Source organism: Herpetosiphon giganteus (assembly GCF_016907925.1).
Lineage (GTDB): Bacteria > Chloroflexota > Chloroflexia > Chloroflexales > Herpetosiphonaceae > Herpetosiphon > Herpetosiphon giganteus.
Window position 1 is genome coordinate 1 of the sequence record NZ_JAFBCZ010000044.1, and the last position, 13,598, is coordinate 13,598.

Below are 13,598 nucleotides of genomic sequence, written 5' to 3' on the forward strand. Positions count from 1 at the left end.
TATCCGGATCGGTTCGCCAGTCTGGCGGAGGCGCGGGCGTGGGTGACGGCGTTCGTGGACTGGTACAACCACGTCCATCGGCACAGTGGGCTGAGTGTGCTGATCAGGTACATCGTCACCCAGATCATCCACATCATCGGCGACCGATCCGCTATCATAGTGACCGTCCCCATTTTTTGGCTTGCGGAGGTCATCAATGGTCACGGATCGCTGGTTTGCTACCCGCCGAACGTTGTACGAATTGCTCCACACGAACCCCGACTGGTCGAATCGCCAGTTTGCCACCGCGCTCACCGTCTCCCCCGATTGGGTGCGCATCTGGAAACAGCGCATTGGCTCGCCACCCCATCCCGATCCCGATGTCGTCTGCCAGAGCCAATCACGCGCCCGCAAAACCCCACCGCCCGCCTGGAGTGATCGCGTGATTGAGCGGATTCTGACCTTGCGCCAGGAGTTGGCCACGCAGTTCCATCGCACCGTCGGAGCCAAAACCATCATTGCCTATCTCCAACGCGATCCTGATCTGGCCAATGACCGGATTCCCCGTTCACCCACCACGATCAACCGCATCTTGCGCGATCATCAACTGCTGTTTGACCCACCCACTCGCCAGCGCCAGCCCCGCACCCCCTGTCCGCCCATGCAGGAGATTGAGATCGATTTTACCGATGTTACCTCGATTCCGCCCGACCCCGATGGCAAACGCCAACACGCTGCGGAAGCGTTTATGTGGGTCGATGCGGGCACATCGATTCCGGTTGCCGCACGGATTAGCACTGATTTTCATATGGTCTCGGTCATTCGCACCACCGCCAGTATTCTCCAGCAGATCGGGCTGCCTGCGCGGATTCGGATGGATTGCGATGTGCGATTGGTCAGCAATAATCGCTTGGCGGATTTCCCCTCGCCCTTCCAACGCTTGTTGCTCAATCTCGGGATTCAGGTCGAGGTCTGTCCACCGCATCGCCCCGACTTAAAGCCGTTCGTGGAGCGGTTTCACAAGAATTACAAGGGGGAATCGGTCTACCCAAACTGGCCGACCACCGAGGCCGAAGCGCAAGCCCAAGTCGATGCCTACTGCGATTGGTATCGCACGGAACGCCCGCACCAAGGCCGGGCCTGTGGAAATCGCCCGCCTGCCGAAGCGTTTCCAGAATTGCCCGTGTTACCAGCCGTTCCGGCGCAGGTTGATGCGGATGGCTGGCTGCAGCAGATTGACGGCTGGACGTTTGTGCGGCGGGTCAATGCCCAAGGCAAGCTGGTATTGGATGGCGCAACCTATACGGCAGGCATCGCCTATGCAGGGCAGGAGTTGGCGGTGCAGGTGGATGCCGCCGCACGGGAACTCGTCTTCATCCAGCGTGAACGGGTCGTGAAGCGGGTCACGCTGAAGCGGCTCTTGGGTGGGATGATGCCGTTTGAGCAGCTGGTGGAGGCGCTGTGTGGGTTGGCCGAGCGCGAGACCAAACGGCTCAAGCAGCGGCGCACCAAGCGCCGCCGATGATGTGGATGATCTGGGTGACGATGTACCTGATCAGCACACTGAGCCTGCTCACCCCCGCGATGGTCCACGGTGGGACAGCGGACGCGGTGGTGGCCGCACGGCAGGTCGTGCTGACCGCCGCCGCTGATCGTCACCCGGAGCGCTTTGTGCAGGGGCCGCCGACCCCACCACCCGTGCCAACGGCGGCGTGGATCAACCCGCCACTCAGTGTGGCTGCGCAGGCCGACGACCCGGCGCGGCTGAAACGGAATTCCTGATCGTCACCCGTCTCAAAAATATTGACACGTTCCGATGCAGACCCATGGCTGGTGATCACGGATCTGGCTCCTGATGCGGCAACCTGGGCATGGTATGGCATGCGCGGCTGGATTGAACACGGGTTCAAAGACCTTAAACGGGGCGGCTGGCATTGGGAACAGACCAAAATGACCGACCCCGAGCGGATTGCGCGCTGGTGGGTGTTGCTGGCGGTTGCGACCGTGTGGGTCGTGAGTGTGGGCGGGGAGGCGGATGCGACCGACCCTGCGCCCACGAATGCGCAACCCGCGCCATGCATGGAGCCGGCATGGCCGCGAGCAGTGGTCACAGCCCGATCCCGCACCCTCAGCTGTTTTCGTCGTGGCCTCTTGCTGATCATCACCCACCTCCTGACCCACCAGCCACTTCTCGTGGGACGGTTTTATCCGGAACCATGGTCACCCGTGTTAACTACCTACCCTTGAAAGCCAGCCCCCTCTCCCACGAAAACGCGGGCGAGGGGGAGCAGCCGTTTTTACCAACGCAGTGCGACAGAATCACGGCGTTAAAGCCCCTCGCCCGCCACGTGGGCGAGGGGTTGGGGTGAGGGGATCAGGCCGTGGTTAACCTGATGTACCAGTACAGCTATAGGCTATCGGAACAATAATCTGTGCCAATCTGTGGCAAAAAAACTCAGCCTTCGTGATCTTCGCGCCCTTCGCGGTTCCCTTTCTTCGTGCTCTTCGTGCTCTTCGTGGATTAAAAAAGCAATTCTTGTGCGCTTCTTCGCTCACTATAATCGCATTCTCAGCCAATTATCATTGCTTCGGCTTGGGGCTACGATTTAGGCTAGTAGCACGCTCAATCCCCTAGAGAGCAGATTTCAGGAAAGAGAAGCAAGAGCACTTTAACGCAGAGGTGCAGAGAAACGATGGCTTTTGGCTATCGGCTATCGGGGATGAGTTGGAACATCCAATAGCCTATAACCTAATGCCCCTTCCTGGTTGCAATCATTCTTTAAGCTATGTATGGGAGAGGATCAAGATGACCTATCGCAGATTAATCGGATTGCTGATTGTCGCGCTGGCGGCGGTCAGTTGTGGCCGAACGCAGTTGACGATGGATGAGCGTACGGCCCAATCCTCGGGTGGTACAGCCGATCTTATAAGCATTACACGAGCCGCAGTAGTAGCATTTTCTAGCAGTGCAACCACAGCAATTCAATTAAGCCCCGGGAAAACCGCAACCAGCGCTGCGCTAGCAACCCAATATCACATCGATCAAATTGACGCGCTTAATAACAAAGAGAAGCAATTCTTTGCCGATCAAACTCAGTGGGCTTGGGATCTAGCAACCGTGTATTCTGGAGGCGAATTGCCAACATCGAGCATTATTTCAACGCTTTCACCTCGCCAAATTGCATTTGAAACAGAGATGGCATTAGGCTATAGCCCAACCCCAGAACCGCTTCCGGTCGAAGGGCAAGTTTTTGAATGCAACCATGGATCAGAGACAATTCGCGGCAACTGTTGGATTGTAAATGACACTGCGAAGCATATTTATTATTATCTTTTTACGGGGGCGCTCAGTGCAGAACCAAATCAGGGAATTCTGCTTGTCTTTGCCTCTGGCCCTTCATTAACAATCGCAGAAAAGCGGATGCAGGAATACCATACTGAGCAACCACTAGGCCTTATTATGGTTGAATCAGCAGCATGGCCATTGGTATATTTGAAAAATCGGGCAATCCCACCACAACGCTTTATCTTCAACCTTGAAACCCGCCAATGGCTTGATGCCACTGATTCAAGTATTCCAACAATGCCCACCAAAATCACGCCAGTTGCAGTTACACCAACCAGTAAGTAGCACACTTCAAAAGGCGCAGGGAATGTATGGCTATAGGCTTTTGGCTGATGGCTAGCGGGTCATTGAGGTTCTTGCTTGAATCGGCATTTAACGCAGCGGCGCAGAGAAATATAGCTATCGGCTAGCGGAACGATTGTGAGTATTCCCAGAATTTAGACCCAATAGCCAAAAGCCTGTAGCCTATAGCCAACTTAACCTTCGTGATCTTCGTGCCCTTCGCGGTTCCCGTTCTTCGTGCTCTTCGTGCTCTTCGTGGATCAATATAAGGGACGCTGAGAACCGAAATTCTCTAGCGCCCCTATGTTCTATGTTCTATGCTCTTACTCGCCAATCGTGCCGTTGCCTTTGCTCCATTGCATGGTGTAAAGGTTGTAGTAGCGGCCTTTGCGGGCTAGCAACTCTGCATGGGTGCCCATTTCGCTAATCTGGCCGCGATCAAGCACCACAATTTTATCGGCGCTGGTGATGGTGCTCAAACGGTGGGCAATCACAAAGCTGGTTCGGCCCCGCATCAGCGTATCCAAGGCGGCCTGAATTTGGCGCTCGGTCGTGGTATCAACGCTACTCGTCGCTTCATCCAAAATCAGCAAGCGTGGGTCGGCCAGCAAGGCACGGGCAAATGAGAGAATTTGGCGTTGGCCAACGCTCAAGTTGACCCCGTTTTCGCCAACATCGGTGTTGTAGCCTTCGGGCATGCGCTCGATAAATTCGTGTGCGCCAACCGCTTTGGCGGCGGCAATCACAGCCTCATCGCTGGCATCCAAGCGGCCATAACGAATATTGTCGCTAATGCTGCCACCAAAGAGGAAGGTATCTTGCAATACAATCCCCAATTGTTGGCGCAAACTAGCTTGGGTTACGTCGCGAATATCATGGCCGTCGACCAGCACCGCGCCATCGGTTACATCAAAGAAGCGCCCGAGCAAACGAATAATCGTGCTTTTGCCAGCGCCAGTTTCGCCAACCAAGGCAATCGTCTCGCCAGGCTGGGCTTCGAGGGTCACATCACGCAACACTGGCTCGCCATCAGCATAGCCAAACGACACATGATCAAACATCACATGGCCGCGTACTGCTGGCAAGATTTTGGCATTCGGCGCGTCAAGCATATCTGGCTCGGTATCAAGCAAGGCAAACATGCGCTCCGATGAGGCCATGGTCGATTGAAAGGTGTTGTAGCGTTGCGCCAATTCCAAAATTGGGTCGAAAAAGCGGCTGACATACAACACAAACGCCACTAAAACCCCAGGCGTTAGCTCATCGCCAACCACTAACCAACCACCAACACCCACCACCAAGGCCGTTGCCAACGAACCCATAAAATCGACAGCAGGGAAGAAGGTCGCGGCCAAGCGCGCGGCGCTGGTGTTAGCATTGAAATACGAGCGATTGAGATCGTCGAAGTGCTCGCCGTTGGCCTCTTCGCGCACAAAACTCTTGGTCACCCGAATCCCTGAGATCGATTCGTTCAAATAGCCGTTGATCAAGGCGATCCGTTCGCGGGTTGAGCGATAGGCTTGGCGCACCCGCACTCGCCAGTAGTTGGTCACGATGACCATAATTGGCAGCACGGCAAAGGTTACTAGCGCCAATTTCCAGTTGAGCCAGAGCATGGCCAGCGTAATACCCACCAATGAGAAGGTTGCGCGAGTTAGCCCAGTAATCGACCAGGTAACGAAATCTTGCAACACATCAACATCGGAGATGAGGCGGCTCATCAAGCGGCCAACGCTGTAGCGATTGTAGAAATTGAGCGATAAACGTTGCAAATGGCGAAACAGCGCTGAGCGTACATCAGCCACCACGCCCGTGCCAACAATCGCCAGCAAGTGAATCCGCGAGCGGTTCGAGAGCCATTCGCCCAACGAAACCACTGCAAAAATAATTGTCCACGTGTAGAGCGAATTGAGCGATTTGGCCTTGATGCCCACGTCAATTGCTTGGCCAATCACCCATGGCGAAACGACCGACAGCACCGTGCCAATAATCATCAGCCCAATTGCGGCGGTCATGGTGCGTTTGTAGGGCACGATAAAGGCTAATAAACGACGCATCAAACGCGGATCGTAGGCCTTGCCCAAGCTGTTTTCATCGTCCTTGGGCAATAAATCGGCGACCTTTTTTTCTATTTCATCATCGCGCTTGCGCGACGGCGCTAAAGCTTTGGTTGTCATGGAAAACCCTCTTGTTAAGGATGAAGGATGAGGGATGAAGGATGAACGTATGCATCCAACGACACATCCAAATTTTTATTCGACAAGGAAACGTCAAATTACTCGGCTTATTTCATAATTCATAATTCATTCTTCCAAAAGCCGTACATTACTACATATGAGGGATGAAGGATGAAAATCCTAGCTCATTACCCATCTTTGCTAAGTATGAAGAATGAGGGATGAAGGATGAAAATATTCATCCAACGACACATCCAAATTTTTATTCGACAAGGAAACGTCAAATTACTCGGCTTATTTCATAATTCATAATTCATCCCTCATACTTCCAAAAGGCTTTCCTCTTGATCTTTGAGTTGCAGGTCGTAGATGGTGCGATACAGGCCAGGTTGGGCCAATAATTGTTCGTGCGTGCCATGTTGCACCACTTTGCCAGCATCAAGCACCAAAATTTGGTCGGCATTTTTGAGCGTCAACAAGCGTTGGGCAATCACAAAGGTCGTGCGCCCTTGCATCAATTGGTCGAGTGCTTGCTGAATCAAGTGCTCGGTTTCGGTATCCACGCTTGATGTCGAGTCATCCAAAATCAAAATCCGTGGGTTGAGCAACAAGGCGCGGGCAATTGCGATGCGCTGGCGCTGACCACCAGAAAGCGTCACGCCACGCTCGCCAACTTTGGTTTGGTAGCCTTCGCTGAAATTGAGAATAAAATCGTGGGCGCGGGCTGCTTTGGCCGCTACAATCACCTCTTCGTCGCTAGCATCGGGCCGCCCGTAGCGAATGTTATCGGCGATGCTTGAGCTGAATAAGAATGAATCTTGCAGCACAATCCCAATTTGTTCGCGCAAACTTTTAATCGCCAAATCGCGCACATCGTGGCCATCGACCAACACTCGACCTTCAATTGGGTCGTAGAAGCGTGGAATCAGGTTGGTGATCGTGCTCTTGCCAGAGCCAGTTGGCCCCATCAAGGCGATCACTTGGCCAGGTTTGGCCTCGAACGAAACATCGTGCAAGGTTGGACGGCCACCTTCGCGATAGGCAAACGACACCTGCTCAAACTTGACGTGGCCCTGCACATGCTCCAAGCTCTGAGCAGCGGGTTTATCGGCCAATTCATCGTAGGTATCGATAATTTCAAACACGCGGGCCGAGCTAGCAACCGCCGTCGCCGCCAAGTTGACCGTAAAGCCCAAGCGTTGCACGGGGTTGTTCAACAACAGCACATAGCTGATCATGGCGAATAACGAGCCAACCGTAATCTTGCCATCAATCGCTTGCGGGCCGCCAATCCAGAGCAAAATAATCACGCTGATGGCGACCAAAAAGTTGAAAAAGGGCCAGCTATTACCCCAAATCCGAATCACGGCAAAACGGCGGTTATACCACTCGCCATTATCACGATCAAATTTTTCTAGTTCATATGGCTCACGGGCAAAGGCTTTGACCACACGAATGCCAGTCAGGCTTTCTTGCATCATCGTCGAGAGCTTGCCCATTTGCTCTTGAATTTTGGTAAACAGCGGCTCGACCGTGTTGCCAAAGCGAATTGTGGCATACAACAGCACTGGCAAGGGCAAAAGTGCCAAGCCAGTCAAAGTTAAATCTTCCACCACCATGGCCACGATAATGCCGAAAAGCAAAAGCATAGTCGAGCTAAGTTCAAGTAACCCAACCCCGACAAAGCGCTCAGTTTCGGTAATATCGCTGGTCGCGCGACTCATCAAATCGCCAGTTTGTGAGCGATCGTGGAACGAAAACGGCAGCCGTTGAATCGCATCGTAAAAACGATTGCGCAAATCGTAGGCCACGCGAAAGCTCAGCCACTCGCTATAATAGCGTTGAGCAAAGCCGAAAATAACCCGTACAACTGCCACGCCCAAAATAATCAGCGCAGTAATTAGCAAGGCCCGACTTGAGCCGCTGGCAATCCCTTCGTCAATTGCTTGTTTGAGCAATTGGGGAATTGCAATGTTTAAGCCGACCGCCAACAGAGTTGAGCCATAGGCATAGAACACTTGCCTAGGGTAGGGCTTTAAGTGGGCCAGTAACCGTCGATACTGATCTAGATGCTTCACGCATGCCTCCTTTGTGTTGGTTATCCCGAACCAGCAGACTATATAGTATATGCTAAAATGTGCATAACAATATCCGACTTTGGTCGCATGATTATGTTCCAAAGGGACAGGTCAGGGGTTAAACAGCAAGGACACATCGCAATTAAGCTGATGTGTCCTTGCTGCATTGTTAGGGTTATTGAGCTAAATTCGCCGCCGATTTAGCCTCAGCCCGCGTACAAAAGCAGGATTGTTCGTTTTTCGGCTCCCCCTCGCCCGCGTTCAGTGGGCGAGGGGGTTGGGGGGTGAGGGAACAGATAATCCTAGCTGCGGGCGGCTTTGGCTTGGCGCATCGTTTCGTGAAACTGCTCAACGTGATCGTTGGTATGTTTCAAGCCAAGGAAGTAGCGGCCATGGGCGTTGAGCGGCCCCCACCCCTCGTAGATCACTTGGCTAATTTCAAGATGCGGCTGGTCGGGCCAAGCATCGAGCATACTGAGGCACATGCGGCGGCTTTCTTCCAGTCGTTGGCGGGCTTGCTCAACGGTTTGCAAATCCTGCCATGGCATTTCATAGCGCAAGCGTTCGCTGGGCAAAATACCCGAAGCCATCGCCAAAGATGTCAAGGCTGCCTCTTCGTTGCCAGCGGTGATATGGCAAATCAAATGCCCAAACGTCCAAGCCATATCCCGTTCTTCCTCAGAAGCCCCAGGATCGTTCGCCTTGGGATCGGATGGAACGAAAACAATATCAGCGTCAACTGCATCAGTTAATAAACTCAGCAGGTCGCCAATCATCTCATCGGTTGCATCCCACAGATCTTGCTTGCTTAGGCTGGCCCCAAGCTCGCCCAAGGTTTGGTTACCGTCCTTCAATAGCGTAAAATCGATCATAACACACCACTCCTATACAGAGTTGAAACAGTATTAAGTGTACCCCAGCTTTCTCGCGAATTGGCACGCCGTTACTCACGATTTTTGCCTAAGCATGTCGATAATCAAGCCAAATCAATGCTCCTGAGCCAGCATTTGCTCAAAATACTGGCTCATTGTATGGTTGTGCTGCATAATTCGCCCAAGGAAGCCACTGCTTCCTCTAGTTAATGGTACTGCTCAATGCTGAGTTCTCCGCTCGAAGGCTTGTTGGTGCTCGACCTCTCACGAGTGCTGGCAGGCCCGTATTGCACCATGATTCTTGGCGATCTAGGGGCCGATGTGATCAAAGTTGAAGCGCCGCAAGGTGATGATACTCGGCGCTGGGGGCCGCCCTTTGTTGCTGGCGAAAGCGCCTATTATTTGGCGGTCAATCGCAATAAACGCTCGTTGGTTGCCGACCTCAAAACCGCCGCCGATGCAGTATTGATTCGCACCATTGCCAGCCAAGCAGATATCTTGGTCGAAAATTTCCGCCCGGGCACGCCCGAACGCTTTGGCTTGAGCTTAGCCAGTTTGCGGGCGCAAAATCCCCGTTTGATCACGCTGACAATTAGTGGAATGGGCGCAACTGGCCCTGAAGCAGAACTACCAGGCTACGATTTTATTGTGCAAGCAACCGCAGGCTTGATGAGCATCACGGGGCCTGCCGCTGGTGAGGCCAGCAAAGTTGGGGTGGCGGTCGTCGATTTAACCACCGGAATGTTGGCAAGCAACGCCATTTTGGCGGCCTTGTATGCTCGCGAACGCAGCGGGCTGGGCCAACATATTGATATTTCGTTGTTGGAATCACAGGTGGCTTGGCTGGCAAATGTTGGCAGCGCCTACTTAATTACTGGCGAGGAGCCAACCCGCTATGGCAATGCGCACCCAACGATTGTGCCGTACCAAAGCTTTGAGGCCAGCGATGGTGCGTTTGCGCTGGCAGTTGGCAACGATCGCCAATGGCAAAGTTTATGCGCTGTTTTAGAACAACCAGCTTGGGCAGACGACCCACGTTTTAGCACCAACCCGCAGCGCGTGCAACACCGCAGCGAATTGGTAGCCTTGCTCAATCAACATTTTGGCCAAAAACCAAGTGCTGAATGGGTTAAATTGATTCAAGCAGCAGGGATTCCGGTTGGCGCTGTGCGCAGTGTTGGCCAAGTTTTGAACGATCCGCAGGTGTTGGCGCGTGAGATGGTGGTACAGGTAGAGCACCCAACGATTGGCGATTTAAAACTGTTGGGTATACCCTTTAAATTCTCAGCAACCCCCGCAAGTATCCGTTTGGCCCCACCATTACTAGGCCAACATACCCAAGAAATTCACCAGCAATTCCAACCAAAAGTACTATCAGAACCAGAGTAATTTAATTGCAACGCTGCTAGGAGTCTGCTAAAGTGGCAAGAAACAGGTGCTTGTGCTGCTGGAGCTTGCTGCAACTGCCTTTTCGTAGCCACTTGGAATTGAGTTCGTCAAATCCAGACATAATTATTAAATATTATTAATTATCATATCTTTAAGGCAAACAAGCATTGTTGATCAAGCCGATCAATCAATAATGAAAGCCAAATTTAGCATTGTTGCAACGGTTTAATGCTTGGATTTGAACGAACATTGATTAACATGCTAAATATAATTTTAGCCGTAATAGTGTAAGCAAGCAGCTTTATTTTTGATAATAAAGTTGCTTTTTTATTGATACTAGCTTGTTGATAATTTGATTAAACTCTACTATACTGGTTCGTATCAATCGCAACTTATGATCCTCACCTACCTATTAAAATCTGGAGTATTGTTGCAACTCTCTGGCAGTAATTCTAAGTAAACTGTTTTTAAGCGTGGGGATATAACAAGGCTGGCGAATTTTGCTGAGGAGGACTTATGGAATATCTTAGGCAGCGCTTTGAGCTAGCCCGTGGCCTAGCAGGCACCAATCTGCGCTCCATGGAAGGCTTGCGGGGAATTGCAGTTTTTCTTGTGTTCTTAGTTCATTTTCGGAGTTCAATTCAAGCATGGTTGTTCAATGATAGCCCAACCGCAATCGTTAATAATGCCTTTGGCATGGTTGGCAATACGGGTGTAGATTTATTTTTCGTGCTCAGTGGGTATTTAATCTATGCCTCGTTGATGAAACGCCAGCAAGCGTATGGTAGTTTTATTGGCCGACGCATTCGGCGTATTTATCCAACATTTTTCGTGATCTTCATGGCTTATCTTGGCTTATCGATTATTTTTCCTGCTGAAAGTAAGATTCCAAGCGGAATTGCTGCTGCAACGCTCTATTTCATTCAAAACTTACTCTTTTTGCCTGGAATGCTGCCGATTGAACCAATGATTACGGTGGCATGGTCGCTTAGCTACGAGGTTTTTTACTACCTCATTATGCCATTGATCGTGCTGGCAATTGGCTTGCGCGCTAAAACGCCCCAATGGCGGATCGGCTTCTTCAGCATTGTTGGGGTCATCCTGACCGCCATCTGTATTATTTGGCAAGGCCCGTTGAAGCTCGCTATGTTTATTGCTGGAATTTTGCTACATGAGTTGTTGGAGTCGAAGCGCAATTATACTCCTACAGCGTGGCTTGGCTTGCTTGGGTTGCTGGTTGGTACGTGCGCACCATTACTACCGCTCAGCGGCATGATTGGCAACGCAATTCGCTTTAGCCTGATTTTTAGCGGCTTTTTGCTCGCATGCTGGCATTGTTTCAGCCAAGCTGAATCGTGGCTCAAACAAGCGCTTTCGTGGACTCCCTTGCGCTGGCTGGGCAATATGAGCTATTCCTACTATTTGGTTCATGGTTTGAGCTTGCATGCAGGCTTTATGCTGTTGCAAAAATTTATGCCCGCTACGCCGACAGGGGGCTGGTTCTTTTGGTTGATCTTGCCGCTGATGTTTGGGGTAACGCTGGTCAGCGGAGCGCTGTTGTTTGTTTTGGTTGAACATCCAATGTCGTTGAAAAGCGCCAGCAAACCGGTTGTCGTAGAGGAAACTCGCGAGCCTGAAGTGCGGCCAACGCTCAACACAGACGCTGCCTAGAGCAAACCACGCCCATTTAAGTTTTGATCCACGAAGGGCACGAAGAGCACGAAGAACGATTAGGCTATTGGCTATTGGAATGTGGCTATCGGGAATTCGTTGAAATTACCCCAAGTCAATAGCCAATAGCCTAATCTATCGCTCCCAATCCCCAATTTCTCTGCTCTATTTTGACTTTTGACTTTTGACTTCTGACTTCTGATTTTTGACTTCTGATTTTTGACCTTCATCCCTCATCCTTTCCTCTGTTCTCTGCTCTTCATCCTTCATACTTCATCCTTCATCCCTTCTTTAATGTGGTAGCATACAGATAGTTTAGTGGGGGATTGCAACTGTGCGATTTGTACGTGCTCGACTCACAACTTTCGATGACCCGCATTATCGGGCGTTTGTTGAACAAATGACGATTGCTCGTGAGAATCAGCGGGCAACTCGGCCACCGCGCCAGCGCGATTTGTTTGGCGGTGAGGCCGAACAGTTGCTGCGCGAATGGCTCACAGCGCAGGGTCAAGCGCTTTCCGAGCGCCGAATTCTCGAATACGACGAGCGCAGTGGTCGCCAAACTATTCGTAAATATCGTGAAATTGATGCCTTGGTGGAGGTTGGGCGCAGCGTGCATGTGTTTGAGGTCAAGGCCAGTCGTTCAGCGCATACCATTCGCAAAGCAGCAACCCAGCTCCACGACATTCGCGCAGCCCTGCAATTGATTATTCCTCGGGTCTATACGACGTTGTTATTGGTCGATACTGGCATTCCTGATGCTGAGGCCGTTCAAGCATTGATGCGTAGCCCCGATGCACCGCATACCCCACCACCAACCATCGCTGATATTATCGGCGATCAAAGTCGCTTCCACCTGATCGAACATCCTGAACAAGCCCAACAATGGCCAGATCAGATTAGCATTCGGCGTTTTAGCCTTGAGCAATTAATTGCGATGGCTGGCGATCGCCCGTTGCATCTCGATTGGGCGCTTGATGACGATGAAGAAGTTCCTAGTCCGCCGCTGATCAATCGCCAGACTGTGGCTGATGATCCCGATGATGATACCGATAATCCATTTGCTGCGCTGCTTGGCGCATTATGAGGTATAACTGTGTCCGCCCTCTACGATTCGACGGTCGAAGCCGACCGTATCGCTGCCACAACCAGCTATCCGCCAGCACCATGGGTCATGCAAGGAACATGGGTTTGGTGTGTGCATCCAGTCAAACGCAACGCCGTCGCCGACTTGCTGCCAGCGCCGCTTAAGCCACTCTGGCTGCCAGCAGGCCGCAGTTTGGGATTTTCGTTGGTTGGTCAATATGGCAGCGGCTCGACCTTGCACTATGGCGAGGCTGCCTGTGGCTTGGTGCTGAAACTTGGCCCGCGTCCTGCGATTTGGATTCATGGCCTCGTCGTCGATTTGGATGAATCGGTGGCTGGCGGACGCAACATTTGGCACTTGCCCAAAGAATTAGCCCGCATTTCATGGACGAATCCCAGCCGCGATCGGATTAGCGCCGATCAACAAGGCCGCTTGCTGCTCAGCTTCGAAGGCATTCCCAAGAAAATCAATGGCTTTAATGTGGGCCTGAATTTCGATGTGCTGGTTGTGCACGAGCAAGAACTGTATCGAATTCCGGCGCGCTTTGCTGGCACAGTCGGCATCACCCGTAAAATTCGGCCCTTCTTTCCGGCCAGTGGCGCGTGGGCCAAATTTGGCGTTTCAGGCTATTCGATCTCTGGGTTAGGCAATGGCCGTGGCGATTTTGGCAAATTGCTAAAGGTATAAATTTTCTAGGCTTGAGCCGACTAGCAGAGC

The 13,598-nt window shown here is 52.0% G+C and carries 11 protein-coding genes and 1 pseudogene; 9 read left to right on the plus strand and 3 right to left on the minus strand.

The features are described from left to right. The 5 genes and pseudogenes from JOD20_RS26590 to JOD20_RS24580 all read left to right on the plus strand — a co-directional run. Nucleotides 1-93: pseudogene (locus tag JOD20_RS26590) on the plus strand (integrase core domain-containing protein); the annotation flags it as partial. Between the two features lie 103 nt (nt 94-196). After that, nucleotides 197-1,504: an integrase core domain-containing protein gene (locus tag JOD20_RS26595; protein WP_239584058.1), complete on the plus strand. Its 1,308-nt coding sequence runs from the start codon at nt 197-199 to the stop codon at nt 1,502-1,504. After that, nucleotides 1,501-1,761 carry a hypothetical protein gene (locus tag JOD20_RS24570; protein ID WP_204757817.1) on the plus strand — a complete coding sequence of 87 codons (261 nt, stop codon included), beginning with the start codon at nt 1,501-1,503 and terminating at the stop codon, nt 1,759-1,761. Before JOD20_RS26595 ends, JOD20_RS24570 begins: the two co-directional genes overlap by 4 nt. Nucleotides 1,762-1,782: 21 nt before the next feature. Beyond that, entirely contained in the window at nt 1,783-2,226 is a 444-nt protein-coding gene (locus JOD20_RS27045) for a transposase (protein ID WP_420828961.1), read from the plus strand. Nucleotides 2,227-2,785: 559 nt separating this feature from the next. Further along, entirely contained in the window at nt 2,786-3,610 is an 825-nt protein-coding gene (locus JOD20_RS24580; RefSeq protein ID WP_204757819.1) for a hypothetical protein, read from the plus strand. Between the two features lie 320 nt (nt 3,611-3,930). On the opposite strand, the gene JOD20_RS24585 is transcribed toward JOD20_RS24580, so the two are convergent. The 3 genes from JOD20_RS24585 to JOD20_RS24595 form a co-directional block, all read right to left on the minus strand. Further along, a complete protein-coding gene (locus tag JOD20_RS24585) occupies nt 3,931-5,784 on the minus strand; it encodes an ABC transporter ATP-binding protein (RefSeq protein ID WP_204757820.1) in 1,854 nt (617 codons plus the stop codon). Between the two features lie 320 nt (nt 5,785-6,104). Further along, on the minus strand, nt 6,105-7,862 hold the full coding sequence (locus tag JOD20_RS24590; RefSeq protein WP_204757821.1) for an ABC transporter transmembrane domain-containing protein: 1,758 nt from the start codon (nt 7,860-7,862) through the stop codon (nt 6,105-6,107). A 302-nt stretch (nt 7,863-8,164) separates the two neighbouring features. After that, entirely contained in the window at nt 8,165-8,734 is a 570-nt protein-coding gene (locus tag JOD20_RS24595; RefSeq protein WP_204757822.1) for a DinB family protein, read from the minus strand. A gap of 222 nt (nt 8,735-8,956) precedes the next feature. Between JOD20_RS24595 and JOD20_RS24600 the strand changes: the two genes are divergently transcribed. The 4 genes from JOD20_RS24600 (at nt 8,957) to JOD20_RS24615 (ending at nt 13,568) form a co-directional block, all read left to right on the plus strand. Beyond that, nucleotides 8,957-10,123, plus strand: coding sequence for a CaiB/BaiF CoA transferase family protein (locus JOD20_RS24600; protein WP_204757823.1), 1,167 nt, complete (start codon nt 8,957-8,959; stop codon nt 10,121-10,123). A gap of 516 nt (nt 10,124-10,639) precedes the next feature. Next, nucleotides 10,640-11,794: an acyltransferase family protein gene (locus tag JOD20_RS24605; RefSeq protein ID WP_204757824.1), complete on the plus strand. Its 1,155-nt coding sequence runs from the start codon at nt 10,640-10,642 to the stop codon at nt 11,792-11,794. Nucleotides 11,795-12,128: 334 nt separating this feature from the next. Continuing rightward, entirely contained in the window at nt 12,129-12,881 is a 753-nt protein-coding gene (locus JOD20_RS24610) for a hypothetical protein (RefSeq protein ID WP_204757825.1), read from the plus strand. Nucleotides 12,882-12,890: 9 nt separating this feature from the next. Beyond that, nucleotides 12,891-13,568 (plus strand): acetoacetate decarboxylase family protein, encoded by a 678-nt coding sequence (locus JOD20_RS24615; RefSeq protein WP_204757826.1) that lies wholly within the window; start codon nt 12,891-12,893, stop codon nt 13,566-13,568. Nucleotides 13,569-13,598: the final 30 nt, after the last annotated feature.